Origin of the sequence: Streptomyces sp. 4N509B (assembly GCF_052245655.1) — a bacterium.
Lineage (GTDB): Bacteria > Actinomycetota > Actinomycetes > Streptomycetales > Streptomycetaceae > Streptomyces.
This window is the reverse complement of sequence record NZ_JBQQBZ010000024.1, coordinates 1-18,795: the sequence shown is the minus strand read 5'-3', so window position 1 is coordinate 18,795 and position 18,795 is coordinate 1. Positions and strand designations below refer to the sequence as shown.

Sequence of the window (18,795 nt, the reverse complement as noted above, 5' to 3'; positions counted from 1 at the left end):
CGTACCACGCGCGTGGCCCGGGAAGACCCATCAGGGGCGCGGTGACCGCGTGACCGCGTGACCGCGCGGCCCGGGACCGGGCCCGTGAACGGATCGCCCGCCCCCGGCCGGCGCGAGTGCCGGCGCGCGGACGCCGTCCCCGCCGAACCGTCCTCACATCCGTCCTCGACAGGCCATCCAGCGGACGTTTATCCGACGTCCATCGGGGACAGCGATGCTGCCCGGCATGTCACCGGATGACCTTGACCAGGGGGACGGGTACGCCGAGGAGCGCCGGCACACCGGCCCCGCCGACGTGCTCAATCATCGGCAGCTCCAGCGCCAGGGGGAGCAGGCGGCCGAGGCGCTGAGCCGGCTCGGCGTGCGCGACGGCGACTCGGTGGCCGTCGCGTTGCCGATGTGCCTGGAGTCCGTGGTCGTCACCCTGGCCTGCATCCGCCTCGGGGCGCTGCGGATCACCCTGCCCGTCGGCGACCACCTGGGGTTCGTCCGCAACAGGATCCGCTCCAGCGGCGCGCGGGTGGTGGTCACCGCCGACGCCTCCCGGACGCCGATGGGGCTGTGGGACGTCAAGGCCGGGATCGACCGGGCGCTGTGGGGCTGTCCCGAGGTGCACACCGTGATCGTGGTGCCGCAGGTGCCGCGTCCCGTGCCGTGGGAGCCGGGGCGCGACCTGTGGTGGCACGAGGCGCTGGCGTTCGGCGGCCCCGGGCCGGACGGGGTGCTCGGCGTCGGACCGTACGCTGGGGGCATGACCACCCCGCCTCCGGAGCGTTCGCTGCCGGACCCGTTGGCCGCGTTCGACTTCGACGACCCGCTGGACCGGCCCGCCGCGGACGACACCGACCGGGGCTGGGGTGACCGGCCCGAGGAGGGCACCGGCGGGGCGCGCGACCTCGCCCGCTTCCTGGAGGAGCGCCCACCGCACCACCTGTGACGGTCCCCGGCGCCCCGGCCGGAGCCGGGATTCCGGCGCGTCCGGTGGGTCCGGGGGGCCACGGGGCGGTGCGCCGGGTGCGCCCGGTGCACCCGGCACGACCCGTACGTCCGTGAGGCGGTCGGACCGCGGGGTGGGTGGCTGAGCCGGGCGAGGGGCCAGCTCAGGCGCCCACCCCCATTCGGCTCGACAGGACTCGGCTGCGGGACGGGCTGAGGGACCGACCGGTCTGCCGCCCGGTTCAGGAGGAGCGGTTCACGTCCTCGCCGTCGCGCTGCGCGGCCAGCCGCGCGGTGACGATCTCGGCGGGACCGTCCGCGCCGTCCGTGCCCTCCACACCCGCCGCCCGCTGGGCGCGCAGCGCGTCGCGGATCTCGATCAGCACCTCCAGCTCCGTCGGGCCGCCCTCCGGCTCCTCGTCCTTCGACCGGCGACGCTCCAGGTACCGGGTGAGCGGGAGGATCATCAGGAAGTAGACGACGGACGCGGTGATCAGGAAGGTCAGGGTGGCGCTGATCACCAGACCCCAGCGGATCGGGATGCCGGAGAGCACCTCGCCCGCCTCGTTGACCTCGCACGGGCCCCGCAGGCAGGACTGGTACCTGCCGAGATCCTGGGTGCCGAAGGCGCCGACGAGGGGGTTGATGATGCCCGTCACCACCGAGTTCACGATGCTGGTGAAGGCGGCGCCGATCACGACGGCGACGGCCAGTTCGACCACGTTCCCGCGGGTCAGGAACGCCTGGAATCCCCCCAGGACTCCCTTGACGCCCGCGACGAACCCTTTCTGCTGCTCGCTCACCGTGCTGTCTCGTCTCCCTTCTCGCCCCGGGCGGCGCCGGGGGGCGTGCGATCGCCGCACACGCTGCCTGAGCGACGTCGCCCCTGTCCACCTCATGCCCCCCATCGGGTGATCGTCAGCTCTTCCTTGACGGCGGCTCCGGCGAGCTTCGCAGCGGTGGCGGGCGACACCTCGACGACCAGCAACGCGCCCCGTTCACCCGGGGCCGACCGCCCGTCGGGGACCTCGGCGACCCGGGCCCGACGTGCGACGACGCGCGCCGCCGCCCGCTCGGGCGAGGCCGCGAGGACGTCCACGACGTCTCCCGGCCGCACGAGACGCGCCGCGGCCGGGTCGCCGATGCGGACGGGCGCCGCCACCAGGGAGCCGGGACCTTCGCCTCCGGCGGGCTCGGACCGGGCGGGGCGCGCGCCGTCACGCGCCGATCCGTCGGCGAGCCCGGCGCCGGCGGATCCTCGCCGCGGCTCGCCGGCGCTCCAGTGCGCACCGACGACGACCAGCGTGACAGCGGCGAGCACGAGAGGGATGGCCAGGGTGCGCCGGCCGCGCCGCACCGCGCGCCGCACGCGGCGCCGAAGCCACCCGCCGCCCATGCAGGAGGAGGCTGTCACCGGCCGGAACGCGGGCACCGCCGACGCGGGCGACGTGCGGGCGGAGCTCGGGGAGGGCGGGGGCGGGGAGGCGGGGCGCCGCGGCGCGTGGACGGCTTTCATGCCCCCACCCTGCCGTGACGCGGCGAGGACCGCAGCGGCCCGTGGACGGGGCCGCGGCTGTGGACAACGGCGTCACCCCGACGGGTGAGAACCCCGCCCAGCCCCGCCTCCACCGGCCGGGCTTTCGGGAACAGACCGGAAGCCGAACGACGGCAGCGACAGGGAGCGGTGGCGGGGTGGGGTCGGTGGCGAGGTCGGTGGCGGACCGGAAACGGCCGTCCGGCCGTCGCCGCCGTCAAGGGTCAGGCGCCGGGCCTCGGGGGCGTCAGGGCAGTTCGACGCCCGGGTCCTGGCCGCCCAGACCCGTCGCGCACAGGCAGTCGCGGTCGCCGTTCTCCGGAAGCCGGGCCAGCACGTCGAACAGCACGGTGCGCAGCCGGTCGATGTTCTGCGCGAAGACCGCCAGCACCTCGGCGTGGGAGACGCCCTCCCCCTCCTCGGCGCCCGCGTCCAGGTCGGTGACGAGGGCGAGCGAGGTGTAGCAGAGCTCCAGCTCGCGAGCGAGGACGGCCTCCGGGTGGCCGGTCATGCCGACGACGGACCAGCCCTGCGCCGCGTGCCAGAGGGACTCGGCGCGGGTCGAGAAGCGAGGGCCCTCGATCACGCACATCGTGCCGCCGTCGACCGCCTCCCAGCCGCTGTCCCGCGCGGCACCCAGCGCGGCCTTCCGGCCGACCGGGCAGTACGGGTCGGCGAAGGTGACGTGCACGACGTTCGGACGCTGGCCGTCCTCGCGGGGCAACCCGTCGAAGAAGGTCTGCGCCCGGCCCTGGGTGCGGTCCACCAGCTGGTCAGGGACGAGCAGGGTGCCGGGGCCGTACTCGGGGCGCAGCCCGCCCACCGCGCAGGGACCCAGCACCTGGCGGACGCCGAGCGAGCGGAGCGCCCAGAGGTTGGCGCGGTAGTTGATGAGGGCGGGCGGCAGGCCGTGGCCGCGGCCGTGGCGGGGGAGGAAGGCGACCCGCCGGCCGGCGATCTCGCCCACGAACAGCGAGTCGCTCGGCGGCCCGTAGGGCGTGGTGACGGTGACCTCGGTCACGTCGTCGAGGAACGAGTAGAACCCCGAGCCGCCGATGACGCCGATGTCGGCCGCCGCGGCGCCCTCGGCGGGCGCGGCGGGCGCGCTCATGCGGCGGAGGCGGTGCTGGTCGAGGACGAGGACGAGGACGAGGAGGACGAGGTCGAGGACGAGCTGCCGGACCCGGAGGACCCCGAGGACCCGGACGAACCCGAGGAGGAGCTGTCGCCCGTCTTGCCCGTGGCCTTGTCCGACGCCTTGCCGTTGCTGCCGGAACCGCCCGTGTGGGAGGAGGAGGTGTTACGGCTGTCGTTGCGGTAGAAGCCGGAGCCCTTGAAGACGATGCCGACCGCCGAGAACACCTTCTTGAGCCGCCCCTGGCAGCTGGGGCACTCCGTGAGGGAGTCGTCGGTGAACTTCTGCACCACTTCGATGCCCTCCTGGCACGCGGTGCACTGGTACTGGTACGTCGGCACGTCATTCCTCCTGGCACTCTGGGTGTGGGAGTGCTAACGACGCTCCATCGTGCAACATTCCTACCCCCTGCGTCTACTCACGCCGGCCGCCCACCCCCTCACAGCGTCGGCCACACCGACGTCCACACCGCCAGCTCAGCCCCGCAGCCCCGTGCTGCCCCCGCCCTGTCCCAGCCAGCGCGCGAGCTTGCCGCCCCGGCTCACCGCCAGCAGCCGCCGCTCCACCGCGTCCCGCACCGGGTCGGTGGCCACCACCAGCAGCTCGTCCCCGCGCCGCAGGGCCGTCGAGGGCTGCGGCACGAAGCTCCTGCCGTCCCGCACCACCAGGGTCACCGCGGCTCCCTGCGGCAGCCTGAGCTCCGCCACCTCCACGCCGTGCATCCGCGACCCCCGCGGGACGGACACGGACAACAGATGTCCGCGCAGCCGCTCCAACGGCGCGGACTCGATGTCGACGTCCTCCGCCTCGTCGAGCTCGCCGACGAGGCGCAGCCGCCGCGCCACCCAGGGCAGGGCGGGGGCCTGGAGCATCGTGTGGACCACGACGAAACCGAAGACGATCCCGAAGATCCGTTCGCTCTCGGGAACCCCCGCCACGACGGGGATGGTGGCGAGCACGATCGGGACCGCGCCCCGCAGCCCGGCCCAGCTGAGCATCGCCTGGTCCCGCCAGCTCCACCGCAGCGGCACCAGACACACCATGACCGCCACCGGCCTGGCCACCACCGACAGCACCGTGCCGACCACCACCGCCGGCCACAGGTCCGGCCACAGCTCGGAGGGGTCGGCCAGCAGCCCCAGCAGCACGAAGAGCCCGATCTGCGACACCCACGCCATCGCGTCGGCGAAGCCGCGCGCCGCGGGCCGGTGCGGCAGGCCGCGGGCGTTGCCGAGGATGAGCGCGGCCACGTAGACGGCGAGGAAGCCGGAGCCGTGGGCGAGCGCGCCGCCCGCGTACGCCAGCACGGCCAGCGCCAGCACGGCGATCGGGTAGAGGCCGGCGGCGGGGAGGGCGACCAGCCGCAGCCCCAGCACGCCGAGCCGCCCGACGACGAGCCCGGCCACCAGCCCGATGGCCAGTTCCACCACCATCCCGCCGATCATCACCCACCACTCCTCGCCGCGCGGGTGCGTCTCGGAGAGGGCGACGACGAGGATGACGACGGGGGCGTCGTTGAAGCCGGACTCGGCCTCCAGCACGCCGGAGAGCCGGCGCGGCAGCCGCACCCGCCGCAGCACGGAGAAGACGGCGGCGGCGTCGGTGGAGGAGAGCACGGCGCCCAGCACCAGCGACGTCTCCCAGCTGAGCCCGACGAGGAGGTGGGCTCCGGCGGCCGTGACCAGGACGCTGACGCCGACGCCGACGGTGGCGAGCAGGCCCGCGGCGGGGATGCCGGGGCGGATGTCGCGCCAGCGGGTGCTGAGACCGCCCTCGGCGAGGATGACGACGAGCGCCGCGTAGCCGAGGACCCGTGTCAGCTCGGCGTCGTCGAACTCCACGCCGAGGCCGTCCTCGCCCAGGCCCATGCCGATGGCGAGGTAGAGGAGCAGGGAGGGCAGCCCGCTGTGGGTGGTCACGCGCACGGCGACCACCGCGACGAGCAGGACGAGCGCGCCGGCGAGGAGGAGGACGTTGAGGCGTTCGACGGTCAGCGGCGTTCCTCCCTCGGGTCTCGGGTCGCGGGGGCTCGGGTTTCGGGGGCTCGGGTTTCGGGGGCTCGGGGTGGGCCGTACGGGTACGTGTGCCCGCACGTGTGCACGTTTGCCCGCACTCCTTCCCGTACGCGTACCCGCGCGCGGGCCCGTGCGCGCGCGTCCGCGCCCGCGGTCCCACGTGTGGCCACGTGACGTGTCACGTCACGCGCCGCCGGACCGTGCCGCGTGGTCACGCACGAACCCGGTCGGGCTCGATCAAATTCGCCTGCTTTGCGGAGAATTTACCAGCATATGAACGCTGTGACCTGGCCGCGTGACTCCCCGTAGGCTCACCCCTCAGGGCGTATGTCTATGGTTGCCTTCAACCGCCGTGCCGCCCGGGAAGCACCCAAAGGACGTACACCCGATGCCTCGTGCCACGAAGCCAAGGCCCAGGCGACGCGCTCGTCTGATCGTGATCGTCGTCGTCATGCTCCTGCTCGCCGGCCTCGGCTACGGCGCCTACTGGAGCGTGAGCACGGTCCGGGCGTCCTTCCCGCAGGTCAGCGGCGAGCTGACCCTCGACGGTCTCACCGCCCCCGTCACCGTCAAGCGCGACGCGAACGGCATCCCCCAGCTGTACGCCGACTCCGCCGAGGACCTCTTCCGCGCCCAGGGCTACGTCCACGCCCAGGACCGCTTCTGGGAGATGGACGTCCGCCGGCACGTCACCGCCGGACGCCTGTCGGAGATGTTCGGCTCGGGCCAGGTCGAGACCGACGCGTTCCTGCGCACCCTCGGCTGGCACGACGTGGCGCGGCAGGAGTACGAGAACGAGCTGTCGCCCGAGACCCGCCAGTACCTCCAGGCGTACACCGCCGGCGTCAACGCCTACCTCGACGAGCGCGGCGGTGCCGAGCTGTCCGTGGAGTACGCGGCCCTCGGCTTCGAGAACGACTACTCCCCCGAGCCCTGGCACCCGGTCGACTCCGTCGCCTGGCTGAAGGCCATGGCCTGGGACCTGACCGGCAACATGCAGGACGAGATCGACCGCTCCCTGCTGGCCAGCCGCCTGAGCCCCGAGGAGATCGAGGAGCTCTACCCCGACTACCCCTACGACGACCACCGCCCCATCGTCACCGAGCCCGGCGACGACGTCGCCCAGTCCTCCTCCACCGTGCCGCCCACCGGCGAGGACGCCTACGAGGGGGTCTCCACCCAGCTGGCGCAGGTCTCCGAGACCATCAGCGACATCCCGACGCTCCTCGGCCCGAACGGCGCGGGCATCGGATCGAACTCCTGGGTCGTCTCCGGCGAGTACACCACCACCGGCCTGCCGCTGCTGGCCAACGACCCGCACCTGGCGCCGTCGCTCCCCTCCGTCTGGTACCAGATGGGCCTGCACTGCAACGAGGTCAGCGAGGCGTGCCCGTTCGACGTCGCCGGCTTCACCTTCTCGGGCATGCCGGGCGTCGTCATCGGCCACAACGACACCATCGCCTGGGGCATGACCAACCTCGCCGCCGACGTGACCGACCTGCGCCTGGAGTCGCTCGACGACGGCAACTACCTGCGCGACGGCGAGTGGATCCCCTACGACACGCGCACCGAGGTCATCGAGGTGGCCGGCGGCAGCTCCCACGAGATCACCGTGCGCTCCACCGTCAACGGCCCGATCATCTCCGACCGCGACGAGGAGATCGCCGACGCCGGCGGCAGCGCGCCCGTCGACGTCGACGCCCCCGACCGAGGCAGCGGCTACGCCGTCTCCCTCAACTGGACGGCGTTGACCCCGTCCAACACCATGGACGCGGTCTTCGGGATCAACACCGCCAGCACCTTCGACGAGTTCCGCGCCGCCGCCCGCGACTTCGCCGTCCCCTCCCAGAACCTGGTCTACGCCGACACCGCCGGCAACATCGGCTACCAGGCCCCGGGCGCCATCCCCATCCGCGGCGAGGGCGACGGCCGCTACCCCTCCCCCGGCTGGGACTCCTCCTACGACTGGACCGGCTTCATCCCGCAGGACGAGCTGCCCTGGGAGTACAACCCGGAGCGTGGATACATCGTCACCGCCAACCAGGCCGTCATCGACCCGGACACGTACGACCACCACCTGACCGAGGACTGGACCTACGGCGTCCGCAGCAACCGCATCGAGGAGCTGATCCTCCAGACCATCGGTCAGGGCGGCAAGGTCTCCATGACCGACATGCAGGAGATCCAGCTCGACAACCACAACGAGATGGCGGAGGTCCTCACCCCCTACCTCCTCGACCTGGAGGTCCACGACGAGTACGTCCGCGAGGCGCAGGACCTGCTGGTGGGCTGGGACTACTCCCAGGACGCCGACTCCCCCGCCGCCGCGTACTTCAACGCCGTCTGGGCCAACGTCCTCCAGCTCGCGTTCGGCAACAAGCTGCCGAAGGAGCTGCGCGTCGAGGGCCAGTGCCTGATGGTCCGTCCGGCCGACGACTCCCTGCCGTTGGAGGACGCCAACGGGCGCCCCCGGCTGGTCGAGGAGTGCGGCCAGCGCTCCGCCGACACCGCGCAGCCCGACGGCGGCGACCGGTGGATGCAGGTGGTCCGGGGCATCCTGGAGGACCCGGACAACCACTGGTGGCAGGCGCCGGCCAACCCGGCCATGGGACTGGACGAGGTCAACAGCCGCGACGACCTGCTGCGCCGCGCCATGCGGGACGCGAGGTGGGAGATGACGGCCGAGCTCGGCAAGGACGTCGACACCTGGAACTGGGGCCGGCTGCACCGGCTGATGCTCAACAACCAGACCCTGGGCACCGAGGGCCCGGGGCCGGTGCAGTGGCTGCTGAACCGCGGACCGTGGAACCTCTCCGGCGGCGCCGACGCGGTCGACGCGAGCGGCTGGAACGCGGCGGGGAACTACGAGATCACGTGGGTGCCGTCGATGCGGATGGTGGTGAGCCTGGCGGACTTCGACGAGTCGCTGTGGATCAACCTGGGCGGCGCGTCGGGTCACGCGTACCACGACAACTACACCGACCAGACGGACCTGTGGGCGCGGGGCGAGTACCTGCCGTGGGTCTACGGTGCCGAGGCGGTGGACGGGCGGACGGAGCAGACGTTGACGCTGGTGCCGTCCTCCTGACCGCCGCCGTCCCAGACCGCCGCCGTCCCTGACCGCCGCCGTCCCTGACCGCCGCCGTCCCAGGCCGCCGCTGGCCGACGGCCGCCGCCGCACGCCGCCGTGGTGCGGGCTCGGGAAGGAACCGGGAAGCGCCCGGTGGGACGTGCCCGGCGGCAGGCGACCTGCCGCGAAGCGGCCAGCGGGCGGGATCAGGCCGCGAAGGGGAAGCGGTGCACGCCCTCCGGGGTGACGGCCAGGCCCACGGGCCGGTCGTGCGCCTCGCGGGGCAGCTCGTCGACGACCTCGTGCCCGTACACCAGCAGCGCCACCGCCGGCCGCGCCCCCGCCGCCGCCAGCCGGGCCAGCACCCGGTCGAAGCTCCCGCCGCCCCGCCCGAGCCGCACCCCGTGGCGGTCCACCGCCACCCCCGGCAGCAGCAGCGCCGACACGTCGAGCACCGCCTCCCGCCCCAGCCGTGGCCCGCTGGGCTGCAACAGCCCCGCGCGCCCGCCGTAGAACGCGGGGTCCGTCCCGACCAGTCGTCCCGTGCCCTCGAAGACCGCCCAGTCGAGGTCCAGGTCCTCCCGCAGCACCGGCAGGAGCACCCGCACCCCCCGCTGCCGCAGGGCCGCCAGCAGGCCACGGGTGCCGGGCTCCCTGCCCATCGACACGTACGCGGCGACGGTCGAGCCCGGCGCCAGCCCGGACAGCTCCGGCAGCCCGAGAGTCCGGCGCTCCAACGCCTCCGCGGCCTGCGTCACCTCGTCGTCGGTCATCGCGGCCCTGACCGCCAGCAGGTCGCGCCGCACCTCCCGCTTGCGGCCGCGCACCGCCGCGGCGGCCTCGTCTCCGCCCTCGCCCAGCGGATTGCCACCTTCCGCCGACCCGGCGTGTGTGCCCTCGCCCATGCCGTCGTCCCTCTCCTTCGGCCCTACTGTCCACACGTCCCGCCCGACACCGCCGACCGGCCCGTTTCGGACACGACTCCTCGCGCGGCGCGTCCCACGGCCCGTCACCGGAGCCGTCGCACGGCCCGTCACGCGCCCCGACCCGCGTCTCGCCCGTGACACGTCTCCCGACGGGCCGGGTGACTCGTTCACGACGCACTGCCACGGCGTTCATGGGCGCTGTCGGCCCCGCTGGCTACAGTGACCAGCATGACCTCTCCTCGCCCCCGGATCACCAAGGCTGTCATTCCCGCGGCCGGTCTTGGCACGCGCTTCCTGCCGGCCACCAAGGCCACTCCGAAGGAGATGCTTCCCGTGGTGGACCGGCCGGCCATCCAGTACGTGGTGGAGGAGGCGACCGCCGCCGGCCTCACCGACGTCCTGATGATCACCGGCCGGAACAAGAGGCCCCTCGAGGATCACTTCGACCGGAACCACGAGTTGGAGGAGGCGCTCCACCGCAAGGGTGACGACGAGCGCCTCTCCTTCGTCCAGGAGTCCAACGACCTGGCCACCATGCACTACGTGCGGCAGGGCGACCCCAAGGGCCTGGGACACGCCGTGCTCTGCGCCGCCCCGCACGTCGGGGACCAGCCCTTCGCCGTCCTCCTCGGAGACGACCTCATCGACCCGCGCGACCCGCTCCTGACGGTGATGACGGAGGTGCGGCAGGAGTTCGGCGGCAGCGTCATCGCGCTGCTGGAGGTGGCGCCCGAGCAGATCCACCTCTACGGCTGCGCCGTCGTCGAGCCGGTCGACCGGGATGGCGTCCGGCGGGTCACCGGCCTGGTCGAGAAGCCGTCCACCGCCGACGCCCCCAGCAACTACGCGGTCATCGGCCGGTACGTGCTCGACCCCGGCGTCTTCGAGGTGCTGCGGAAGACCCCGCCGGGGCGCGGTGGCGAGATCCAGCTCACCGACGCGCTCCAGGCCATGGCGGCCGACCCGTCCCTCGGTGGTCCGGTGCACGGCGTGATCTTCACCGGCCGCCGCTACGACACGGGCGACAAGGGCGACTACCTGCGCTCGATCGTCCGCCTCGCCGCGGAACGGCCCGACCTGGGGCCCGACTTCCGTGCCTGGCTGCGCCACTACGTCGCGGAGGAGCTGCCCCGCCTTGAGTGACACCACCACGAACGCCACGAATCACCCCGCGGACCACGGCACGGACCACGGGACGAGCCACGGCGCGGGCCACGGCACGGGCCGCCGGGACGCGGCGCGTGGCGGGAGGGCGGACGGCGACGTCTGGTCCGTCGACGACCACCTGGCCGACATCCTGCGCACCGTGCGCCCGCTCGACCCGATCGAGCTGCACCTGCCCGACGCCGTGGGCTGCGTCCTCACCGAGGACGTGACCGCGCCCCACGCGCTGCCGCCCTTCGACAACAGCTCCATGGACGGGTACGCGGTGCGCACCGCCGACGTCGAGGGCTCGACGGAGGAGTTCCCCTCGGTCCTCACCGTGGTGGGCGAGTCGGCGGCCGGTGGCAGCACGCCCCCCACCGTCGGCCCGGGGCAGGCCGCGCGCATCATGACGGGCGCGCCGCTGCCGCCGGGCGCGCAGGCGGTGGTGCCCGTCGAGTGGACCGACGGCTCGATGACGCCGCACCGCGACGGCTCGCCCTCTCCTGGCCCCGTGGAGGTCCGTGTCTTCCGGCCGGTCACCGCCGGGCAGCACGTCCGTGCGCGCGGCAGCGACATCACCGCCGGCACCCTCGCGGTGCCCGCCGGCACCGTCCTCACCCCGCCGCGTCTCGGCCTGGTCGCCGCCGTCGGGCGCGCCGCGGTCACGGTACGGCCCCGGCCGCGGGTCGTCGTGCTCTCCACCGGCAGCGAGCTGGTCGCCCCGGGGCAGCCCCTCGGCCCCGGCCAGATCCACGACTCCAACGGTCCGATGCTCACCGCCGCCGCCCGCCAGGCCGGCGCCGTCGCGTACCGGGCCGCGTCCGTCGCGGACGACCCGGCCGCGTTCCGCGCCGCCCTGGCGGACCAGCTCGCCCGCGCGGACCTGGTCATCACGAGCGGTGGCGTCAGCGTCGGGGCGTACGACGTCGTGAAGGAGGCGCTGACCGAGCCCGGCCTCGACGGGCTCGGCGGCGGGGTGTCGTTCCGCCGGCTCGCGATGCAGCCGGGAAAGCCACAGGGCTTCGGCCTGGTCGGCGACCCCACGGCCACCCCGGCGACGCCACCGGTTCCGCTCTTCGCCCTCCCGGGGAACCCGGTCAGCGCCTACGTCTCCTTCGAGCTGTTCGTCCGCCCCGCCCTGCTCCTGCTGGCCGGGCACCCGCCCGAGCGCATCCACCGCCCCCGCGTCAGGGCGCGGCTGGCCGGCGCCATCGCCTCCTCCCCGGCCGGCAAGCGGCAGTTCCTGCGCGGCAGGTACACCCCGCCCGCGCCGGGCGGGACCGTCGGCACCGTCGAGCCGGTCGGCGGCGCCTCCTCGCACCTGATCGCCGCGCTGGCGCAGGCCAACGCCCTCGTCGAGGTCCCGGAGGACACCACCGCCGTGGCCCACGGGGACGAGCTGACGGTGCTGCCGCTGGACGCCCTCACCCCCGAGCCGGACGCGGAGTAACGTAAGCCGTCATGAGCAGCCCGCAACTCACGCACCTCGACGAGGCAGGGGCCGCCCGCATGGTCGACGTCTCGGACAAGGCGGTCACCGCGCGGACCGCCACCGCCTCGGGACGGGTGCTGGTCTCGCCCGAGGTCGTCGCCCTGCTGCGGAGCGGCGACGTGCCCAAGGGCGACGTGCTGGCCACCGCCCGCGTCGCGGGGATCATGGGCGTCAAGCGCACCCCGGAGCTGATCCCGCTCTGCCACCCGCTGGCCGTCTCCGGCGTCACGGTCGACCTGTCGGTCGCCGACGACGCGGTCGAGATCACCGCGAGCGTGCGCACCACCGACCGCACCGGGGTGGAGATGGAGGCGCTGACGGCCGTCAGCGTCGCCGCCCTGACCGTCGTCGACATGGTCAAGGCGGTCGACAGGGGCGCGGTCATCTCGGACGTCCGCGTCGAGGAGAAGGCCGGGGGCGCCTCCGGCACGTGGCGGAGAGCCGCCCCATGACGGACCCCACGGAGCCCGCGGGCCCGACGGAGCCCACGGGCCCGACCGGCCCCGGCCCGGGCCCGGGTGGCCCCTACCGCGCGCTGGCCCTCACCGCGTCCAACCGCGCCGCCGCGGGCGTGTACGAGGACACCACCGGCCCGCTGCTCGCCGAGGCCCTCGCCGAGCTCGGCTTCGACACCGCGGGCCCCGAGGTGGTCCCCGACGGCGAGCCCGTGCTCGACGCCCTGCGCGCCGCCGTCGCCGCCGGATACGACGTGGTGCTCACCACCGGCGGCACCGGCATCTCCCCCACCGACCGCACCCCGGAGATGACCCGCCGGGTCCTCGACCGCGAGGTGCCCGGCATCGCCGAGGCGATCCGCGCCGCCGGCCAGGCGAAGGTGCCCACCGCGGCCCTCTCCCGGGGCGTCTCCGGCGTCGCGGGGAGCACCCTCATCGTCAACCTCCCCGGCTCCACCGGCGGCGTGCGCGACGGCCTCGCCGTGCTGCGTCCGCTGCTGCGGCACGCCGTGGACCAGCTGCGCGGCGGCGACCACCCGCCGCGCACGGCGTGACGCGCGGGAGACCGATGCATCCCCTGACCTCACACTGGCCCGTGGAGCTGGTCGACGGCCCGGTGCGGCTGCGCCCGATCCGGCCGCGCGACCAGCGCGCCTGGCGCGAGATCAACCAGCGCAACCGCGACTGGCTGCGCCCCTGGGAGGCCACGATCCCGCCCCCGCCACCCGGGCACCTGCCGCCGCGCCGCCCCACGTTCCGCCAGATGGCCCGGCACCTCCGCGCCGAGGCGCGGGCGGGGCGGATGCTGCCGTTCGTGGTGACCTACGAGGGGCGGCTGGTGGGTCAGCTGACGGTCGCCGGAATCACGTGGGGCTCGATGTGCGCGGGCCATATCGGGTACTGGATCGACCGCGCGGTGGCCGGGCGCGGCGTTATGCCGACGGCGGTCGCGCTCGCCGCGGACCACTGTTTCGGCACGCTCGGTCTGCACCGCATCGAGATCTGTATTCGCCCGGAGAACGGCCCGAGTCGCCGCGTGGTGGAAAAACTCGGATTTCGTGAAGAAGGCGTGCGCCCCCGCTATCTCCACATCGACGGCGCCTGGCGTGACCACCTGGTCTTCGCCCTGACGGCGGAGGAAGTGCCCGACGGCCTGCTCACACGCTGGCACCAGCGGATCTCGGACCGGCCGCAGACCCAGCAGAAATAATACATCTGTTCGATATGCCGCCGGATTCCCCGCCTTCCGGCCCGTTCCCGCCCGCCGTCTCCCCGCACTCAAGCGTCGCTCGAGCGAGGGAGCCGCCAGATAACAATTCGAAGAATCACCGGTCTTGAGCACCGGTTCGGGCGACACACCGCCCGATTTGGCCTATGCGCTGGCGGGAATCGCTCTACCGTGTGAGCGTGAGCAGCAGTGGCCTCATCTTCGCAGTGATCGTCGGGGCGTGGGCCGCGTATCTCGTACCGATGTGGCTCCGCCGGCAGGACGAGCTCAACGAGGCCCGCCCGACGGAGCGCTTCAGCACCGCCCTGCGGCTGCTGACGCGCGGCAGGCGTGGCGGCACCGCCGCGCCCGGGGACGACGCGGACGACGACGCGCCGGCGCCGAGCGACGCCTTCCCCGAGGGGGCGGACGTCGAGGACGGGCTGGCCGACGTGCCCGCCGACCACCAGGTCGACGTCCCGGTCGACGTCTCGGCGGACGTCCGCGACTTCGCCGAGCCGGTCACGAACGTCCGCCCCGCCACCGGCGGCGGGTCCGCGGGGTCCGGCGGGACCGGCCCGTCCGGCCCGGCCTCGGGCGACACCTCGCGCACGGCCGCCCGCGCCCGGGTGCTGGCGCGGCGCCGCCGCACCACGATGGTGCTCTTCCTCGCCTTCACGCTCGGCGGCATCGTCGCCCTCTCCTCCGGCCCGGGGCTGCTGTGGCTGCCGGGCGTCCCGGCCGTCCTGCTCCTGGCCTACCTCGTCCACATCGGCCGCCAGGAGCGCCGCCGCTACGCCGTCGCGATCGACCGCCGCCGCGCCGAGGAGGCCGCGCGGCGGCTGCGGGAGCGCACCCAGGCCAGCGCCGCCGCCCGCCCCGAGCCCCGCCCGGACCACCTGGACCGGCCGGACCGCGCGGACCGGCTGGACCGCCCGGAGCGGCCCGCCCGGCCGGCCCGCCCCGCCCCGGAGCGGCCCGCCCGTGCCGTCGTGGAGCAGACCGACCACGCCGAGTGGGTCGACCAGCAGCGTGCCCGGGGCGGCGCGGCGCCCGGCGAGGAGCCCGACACGTGGGACCCGGCGCCCGTGCCGCTGCCCACGTACGTCAACGCCCCGGTCGCCCCCCGCACCACCCGGGGCGTCGACCTCGACGCGCCCGACACCTGGAGCGCCGCACGCTCCACCACGGCCGGCTCCGCCACCCAGAAGCCGGCCACGCCCGACCAGCCCTCCCAGGACGCCACCCCGCGCCGCACCCCCCTCTTCGACCAGTACGCCGACGACCACCGCCCCCGCCGTCGCGCCTCCGGCGAGTAACGGATTTCTGCCCGCCACCACCCGGGTGCTAGAGTTTGCAGCGTCCTTCGGGCCTGTAGCGCAGTCCGGTAGCGCATCTCGTTCGCAACGAGGGGGTCAGGGGTTCAAATCCCCTCAGGTCCACCCAAGGTCGAAGCCCTCGCTGGTGATCACCAGCGGGGGCTTTCGCGTGCCGTCTCGTGACGGCGATCCCGCCGGTGCGCGTGGCGGGTCCCTAGCTGGTCGACGGCGTCGGCAGCGGCTCTTCGACGGTGGCCAGGAGGGCGCCGAGGGCTCGCTGGGAGGCCTGGAGCTGTGAGACCACCTCGGCGATGCGGGCCTGCTCGCGGCGCAGACGGTCGACCGTCCCCGGGCACGACGACAGCACCATCTTCTCGCCGGCCTGGTGGACGCAGTCCAGGAGGCGCGCGATGACGGCCGTGCTCAGGCCGGCTCCGAGCAGCGTGCGGATGTGGTGGACCGTCGCGACGTCCGCCTCGGTGTAGTCGCGGTAGCCGTTGGGACGCCGCGTGGGCCTCAGCAGCGCCTGCTCCTCGTAGTAGCGCAACAGCCGATGGCTGACCCCGGTCCGTTGTGCCACCTCGCCGATTCTCATCCGGTCCCGTCCCGCTCTTGACCCTCACATCGATGAGAGACCCTAGCTTGCTCCCGAGACCGCTGACGATGACGGACGAGGGAGCAGTGATGTCGGGAGTTGTGGTGATCGGAGCGGGGCCGGGGATCGGGCAGGCAGTCGCCGGCCGGTTCGCGCGTGAGGGGTTTCCCGTCGCCCTCGTCGCTCGTACGCGTCGCACTGCGGCGGCCGTTGCCGAAGCGGTGGAGACCGTCGGCCCGCGCGTCCTCGCCCTGACCGCTGACAGCACCGACGAGACGGCGCTGCGGGCCGCCCTCGACTCGGCGACGCGGGAGTTCGGCCCGCCGGACGCCCTGGTGTACAACGCGGCGCTCGTCCGCCCCGACCGGCCTGGCGAGCTGTCCGCGCGAGGCCACCTGGAAGCCTGGGCGGTCAACGTGGTGGGAGCGCTCACCGCCGCGGCCCACGTCGCACCGGCCATGGCGCGACGCGGGAGCGGTTCGATCATCGTCACCGGCGGCATGCCCGAACCCAGGCCGGAGTACGTGAGCCTCTCGCTCGGCAAGGCCGGGGTGCGCGCGCTCGTCGCGCTCCTGGACACGCAGTACGGGCCGTCGGGCGTCCACGTGGCCACCGTGACCGTGGCCGGACCGGTCGCGCCGGGCACGGCGTTCGATCCGCGGGACATCGCCGAGCACTACTGGCGCCTTCACACCCAGGAGCGCCCGGACTGGGAGGTGGAGGTCGTCCACGGCGGCTGAGCCCACCGCACCCCGTGCGTGACGGGCGGTTGGCGTGGGGGACCCCTCCCCGGCGGGTCCCGTTATCACGGAGTCATGAGACGACCCGTGTCCATGGCCGCAGCCGCCGCCGTCGCCTTCGCCGCACTGGCACTCGGTGGATGTTCCGACGACGACGGCGCCGCGCGTGATGACCCGTCCGCCGCGACGCCGTCCCCCACGCCCACGGCGGGAGAGCGACCATCTCCCCCGCCGAGCCCGAGCCCCACGCCCACCCCGACGGACGTCGGGGTGGAGGACCTCGCCGGGGGGTGGATGCCGGCCGAGTCGGACCACGGTGCCGTCTACACGCTCCTCGTCGACAGGAACGGTGACGCCGACTCGGTGGGCAGTCCCGGTCCCTACTCCGCCCTGGGCGAGGACCAGGTCTGCTTCGGCTCCATCGAGGACGAGGACGAGGACGAGAGCGGGGGCGCGGGCGCGGGGGCGGGCCGGTTCCGGGTGGAGCTGGAGTGCAGCAGCCTCGCCGACCTCGGAGGTCCGCAGGACACGTACCGAGGGACGGCCACCGTCGAGCCCGCGCCCGCGTCGGCCGGATCGATGTGGGACATCCTGGGCTGCGACGAGGCGGTGGGCGTGCTCCTGGTCACGTGGGCCGACGGGTTTCAGGACGCGCTGTGCCGGACGAGCGAGGCCGAGGCGACCTCCGGTTCCGGGAGCGCGTGAACCGCCGGGGTGCGGGCGGGAGCCCCGGCGCTGCTCGCGTGGCCGGGCACGCGCGGGTGCGGGAATCGGTGCCGGTGGCGACGACCGTGACGGCGACCGCGAGGGGGCATCGGCAGGAACGCGATCCCCGCACGGGCGCACCGGGGTGACGGGGAGTCACGAGCACTTTCGCCGCGTAGTTTAGAAAGTGCATTGATTCTTTGTTAAAGGTCTTGGGTGCCTGACGAAAGTCACCTACCGTTCGCCGTGTTCCTGTCAGAAAGAGAGAGGCGGGGCCATGGTGCCACCGAACGTTGTCGTGGTTCTGGCGGACGACCTGGGAATCGGGGACCTCAGCCCCTACGGGTCGCGGCTCATCCGGACGCCCGCGGCGGCGCGGCTGGAGCGCCGGGGCGTCGTGTGTGAGGCGATGTACGCCGCCGCCGCGACCGACACGCCCTCCCGGGCCGGCCTGCTCACCGGCCGCTACGGGGCGCGCTACGGCCTCCCCGCGTCCACCGAGCCCGGCGGTGACGCCGGCCTGCCGCCCGAGGCGGCCACCGTCGCCCGGCTGCTCGGGCGGGCAGGCTACGCGACCGGGCTGTTCGGCCAGGGGCGGCTCGGCACGGGCGCGGGCCAGCACCCGCTCGACCACGGCTTCGACCGCTTCGAGGGGACCCTCCACGGCACCGACGTGGCACCGCTGGCCTGGCACCAGGGGCGGACGGTCGTCGAGGACGACACCGACTCGGCGTCGGCCGCGCGCCGTCTCACCGACGCGGCGCTCGACTTCGTCGACGAGCAGCGCGACGGGCCGTTCCTCGCCGTGCTCTCCCACCTCGCCCCGCACGCCCCCTACCGGGTCGAGCCGCGCTTCCACGGGGCCTCGGCCGCCGGTGCCTACGGCGACGCGGTCGAGCAGCTCGACCACTACCTCGGGGTGCTGCTGCGCCACCTCGACCGCGGGCGCCTGACCGACCGCACGCTGGTGATCCTCACCAGCGACAACGGCCCGCGCTACGAGGGGCGCACCCAGGACCGGCGGGGCCGCAAGCCCGAGGTCTTCGACGGCGGCGTGCGGGTGCCGTTCCTCGCCTCCTGGCCGGGCGTGACCCGGCGCACCCGCGACCGGACACCACGCTCCCTGCTGGACCTGACGCCGTCGCTGTGCGCGCTCGCCGGCGTCGACCCGCCGGACGACCTCGACGGCGAGGACCTGTCCCCCCTGCTCTCCGGGGGCGCCGCGCCGGAGCGGGGGCCGGTCTACCTGTTCTTCGACCAGCACCCCAACGCCGTCCGCAGCGGGCGGTGGAAGCTCCACGTGGCCTTCGGCGCGGGCCAGACCGCCTACATGCCCCAGCTGTTCGACGTCGAGGCCGACGTCCGGGAGGCCTACAACCTCGCCGCCCTGCACCCCGACGTCGTGGAGCGACTGAGCGGGCCGCTGGCGGCACTGCGCGACGACGTCGCCGCCGAGGCGGCGGCGCGGAAGGAGGCAGCGACCGTATGAACACCACGCCCCCCATGCCCCCCACCTCCCC

18 protein-coding genes and 1 tRNA gene are annotated in these 18,795 nt (G+C 74.1%); 12 read left to right on the top strand and 7 right to left on the bottom strand.

Annotated elements, in window-relative coordinates:
• The first annotated feature begins 226 nt into the window (after positions 1 to 226).
• A complete protein-coding gene (locus tag ACTWP5_RS21090; RefSeq protein ID WP_443222603.1) occupies positions 227 to 937 on the top strand; it encodes an AMP-binding protein in 711 nt (236 codons plus the stop codon).
• 241 nt (positions 938 to 1,178) lie between these two features.
• Here the strand turns inward: ACTWP5_RS21090 and ACTWP5_RS21085 are convergent, their stop codons facing one another.
• From ACTWP5_RS21085 to ACTWP5_RS21065, 5 genes are all read right to left on the bottom strand, one after another.
• Entirely contained in the window at positions 1,179 to 1,694 is a 516-nt protein-coding gene (locus tag ACTWP5_RS21085; protein WP_443222686.1) for an MscL family protein, read from the bottom strand.
• Between the two features lie 137 nt (positions 1,695 to 1,831).
• Entirely contained in the window at positions 1,832 to 2,452 is a 621-nt protein-coding gene (locus ACTWP5_RS21080) for a hypothetical protein (protein ID WP_443222602.1), read from the bottom strand.
• A 265-nt stretch (positions 2,453 to 2,717) separates the two neighbouring features.
• Positions 2,718 to 3,581 carry an S-methyl-5'-thioadenosine phosphorylase gene (locus tag ACTWP5_RS21075; protein WP_443222601.1) on the bottom strand — a complete coding sequence of 288 codons (864 nt, stop codon included), beginning with the start codon at positions 3,579 to 3,581 and terminating at the stop codon, positions 2,718 to 2,720.
• Entirely contained in the window at positions 3,578 to 3,946 is a 369-nt protein-coding gene (locus tag ACTWP5_RS21070) for an FmdB family zinc ribbon protein (protein ID WP_443222600.1), read from the bottom strand. The genes ACTWP5_RS21075 and ACTWP5_RS21070 overlap by 4 nt, the downstream gene beginning before the upstream one ends.
• A 135-nt stretch (positions 3,947 to 4,081) precedes the next feature.
• Positions 4,082 to 5,599, bottom strand: coding sequence for a potassium/proton antiporter (locus ACTWP5_RS21065; RefSeq protein ID WP_443222685.1), 1,518 nt, complete (start codon positions 5,597 to 5,599; stop codon positions 4,082 to 4,084).
• Between the two features lie 409 nt (positions 5,600 to 6,008).
• Here ACTWP5_RS21065 and ACTWP5_RS21060 point away from each other — a divergent pair, with 409 nt between their 5' ends.
• On the top strand, positions 6,009 to 8,708 hold the full coding sequence (locus ACTWP5_RS21060; protein ID WP_443222599.1) for a penicillin acylase family protein: 2,700 nt from the start codon (positions 6,009 to 6,011) through the stop codon (positions 8,706 to 8,708).
• A 188-nt stretch (positions 8,709 to 8,896) separates the two neighbouring features.
• Here ACTWP5_RS21060 and ACTWP5_RS21055 read toward each other — a convergent pair whose 3' ends face one another.
• Positions 8,897 to 9,595, bottom strand: a complete 699-nt coding sequence (locus ACTWP5_RS21055) for a 5-formyltetrahydrofolate cyclo-ligase (RefSeq protein ID WP_443222598.1) — start codon at positions 9,593 to 9,595, stop codon at positions 8,897 to 8,899.
• A 249-nt stretch (positions 9,596 to 9,844) separates the two neighbouring features.
• On the opposite strand from ACTWP5_RS21055, the gene ACTWP5_RS21050 reads away from it, so the two are divergent.
• From ACTWP5_RS21050 to ACTWP5_RS21020, 7 genes are all read left to right on the top strand, one after another.
• Positions 9,845 to 10,759, top strand: a complete 915-nt coding sequence (locus ACTWP5_RS21050; RefSeq protein ID WP_443222597.1) for a UTP--glucose-1-phosphate uridylyltransferase — start codon at positions 9,845 to 9,847, stop codon at positions 10,757 to 10,759.
• Positions 10,752 to 12,212 carry a molybdotransferase-like divisome protein Glp gene (gene glp, locus ACTWP5_RS21045; protein ID WP_443222596.1) on the top strand — a complete coding sequence of 487 codons (1,461 nt, stop codon included), beginning with the start codon at positions 10,752 to 10,754 and terminating at the stop codon, positions 12,210 to 12,212. Before ACTWP5_RS21050 ends, glp begins: the two co-directional genes overlap by 8 nt.
• An 11-nt stretch (positions 12,213 to 12,223) precedes the next feature.
• Entirely contained in the window at positions 12,224 to 12,706 is a 483-nt protein-coding gene (moaC, locus tag ACTWP5_RS21040) for a cyclic pyranopterin monophosphate synthase MoaC (protein WP_443222595.1), read from the top strand.
• Entirely contained in the window at positions 12,703 to 13,263 is a 561-nt protein-coding gene (locus ACTWP5_RS21035; protein WP_443222594.1) for a MogA/MoaB family molybdenum cofactor biosynthesis protein, read from the top strand. The genes moaC and ACTWP5_RS21035 overlap by 4 nt, the downstream gene beginning before the upstream one ends.
• A gap of 14 nt (positions 13,264 to 13,277) precedes the next feature.
• Entirely contained in the window at positions 13,278 to 13,919 is a 642-nt protein-coding gene (locus tag ACTWP5_RS21030; protein ID WP_443222593.1) for a GNAT family N-acetyltransferase, read from the top strand.
• Positions 13,920 to 14,116: 197 nt separating this feature from the next.
• Positions 14,117 to 15,235, top strand: coding sequence for a divisome protein SepX/GlpR (gene sepX, locus ACTWP5_RS21025; RefSeq protein WP_443222592.1), 1,119 nt, complete (start codon positions 14,117 to 14,119; stop codon positions 15,233 to 15,235).
• 49 nt (positions 15,236 to 15,284) lie between these two features.
• Positions 15,285 to 15,358 (top strand) — tRNA-Ala (locus tag ACTWP5_RS21020).
• Between the two features lie 91 nt (positions 15,359 to 15,449).
• Here the strand turns inward: ACTWP5_RS21020 and ACTWP5_RS21015 are convergent.
• On the bottom strand, positions 15,450 to 15,830 hold the full coding sequence (locus ACTWP5_RS21015) for a MerR family transcriptional regulator (protein ID WP_443222591.1): 381 nt from the start codon (positions 15,828 to 15,830) through the stop codon (positions 15,450 to 15,452).
• An 89-nt stretch (positions 15,831 to 15,919) separates the two neighbouring features.
• On the opposite strand from ACTWP5_RS21015, the gene ACTWP5_RS21010 reads away from it, so the two are divergent.
• From ACTWP5_RS21010 to ACTWP5_RS21000, 3 genes are all read left to right on the top strand, one after another.
• Complete coding sequence (locus ACTWP5_RS21010; RefSeq protein WP_443222590.1) at positions 15,920 to 16,570, top strand: SDR family NAD(P)-dependent oxidoreductase; 651 nt, start codon at positions 15,920 to 15,922, stop codon at positions 16,568 to 16,570.
• Between the two features lie 75 nt (positions 16,571 to 16,645).
• The gene (locus ACTWP5_RS21005; RefSeq protein WP_443222589.1) at positions 16,646 to 17,275 is read left to right on the top strand and encodes a hypothetical protein; all 630 of its coding nucleotides are present in this window, start codon (positions 16,646 to 16,648) and stop codon (positions 17,273 to 17,275) included.
• A 277-nt stretch (positions 17,276 to 17,552) separates the two neighbouring features.
• Entirely contained in the window at positions 17,553 to 18,764 is a 1,212-nt protein-coding gene (locus ACTWP5_RS21000) for a sulfatase-like hydrolase/transferase (RefSeq protein WP_443222588.1), read from the top strand.
• Positions 18,765 to 18,795: the final 31 nt, after the last annotated feature.

What these genes read in the sequence shown, in the direction of transcription:
- ACTWP5_RS21050 (WP_443222597.1), top strand. Translation starts at nt 9,845, where the DNA reads ATGACCTCTCCTCGCCCCCGGATCACCAAGGCTGTCATTCCCGCGGCC.
- ACTWP5_RS21005 (WP_443222589.1), top strand. Translation starts at nt 16,646, where the DNA reads ATGAGACGACCCGTGTCCATGGCCGCAGCCGCCGCCGTCGCCTTCGCC.
- ACTWP5_RS21030 (WP_443222593.1), top strand. Translation starts at nt 13,278, where the DNA reads ATGCATCCCCTGACCTCACACTGGCCCGTGGAGCTGGTCGACGGCCCG.
- ACTWP5_RS21080 (WP_443222602.1), bottom strand. Translation starts at nt 2,452, where the DNA reads ATGAAAGCCGTCCACGCGCCGCGGCGCCCCGCCTCCCCGCCCCCGCCC.
- ACTWP5_RS21010 (WP_443222590.1), top strand. Translation starts at nt 15,920, where the DNA reads ATGTCGGGAGTTGTGGTGATCGGAGCGGGGCCGGGGATCGGGCAGGCA.
- ACTWP5_RS21035 (WP_443222594.1), top strand. Translation starts at nt 12,703, where the DNA reads ATGACGGACCCCACGGAGCCCGCGGGCCCGACGGAGCCCACGGGCCCG.
- ACTWP5_RS21000 (WP_443222588.1), top strand. Translation starts at nt 17,553, where the DNA reads ATGGTGCCACCGAACGTTGTCGTGGTTCTGGCGGACGACCTGGGAATC.
- ACTWP5_RS21075 (WP_443222601.1), bottom strand. Translation starts at nt 3,581, where the DNA reads ATGAGCGCGCCCGCCGCGCCCGCCGAGGGCGCCGCGGCGGCCGACATC.
- ACTWP5_RS21090 (WP_443222603.1), top strand. Translation starts at nt 227, where the DNA reads ATGTCACCGGATGACCTTGACCAGGGGGACGGGTACGCCGAGGAGCGC.
- ACTWP5_RS21055 (WP_443222598.1), bottom strand. Translation starts at nt 9,595, where the DNA reads ATGGGCGAGGGCACACACGCCGGGTCGGCGGAAGGTGGCAATCCGCTG.
- ACTWP5_RS21060 (WP_443222599.1), top strand. Translation starts at nt 6,009, where the DNA reads ATGCCTCGTGCCACGAAGCCAAGGCCCAGGCGACGCGCTCGTCTGATC.
- moaC (WP_443222595.1), top strand. Translation starts at nt 12,224, where the DNA reads ATGAGCAGCCCGCAACTCACGCACCTCGACGAGGCAGGGGCCGCCCGC.
- ACTWP5_RS21015 (WP_443222591.1), bottom strand. Translation starts at nt 15,830, where the DNA reads ATGAGAATCGGCGAGGTGGCACAACGGACCGGGGTCAGCCATCGGCTG.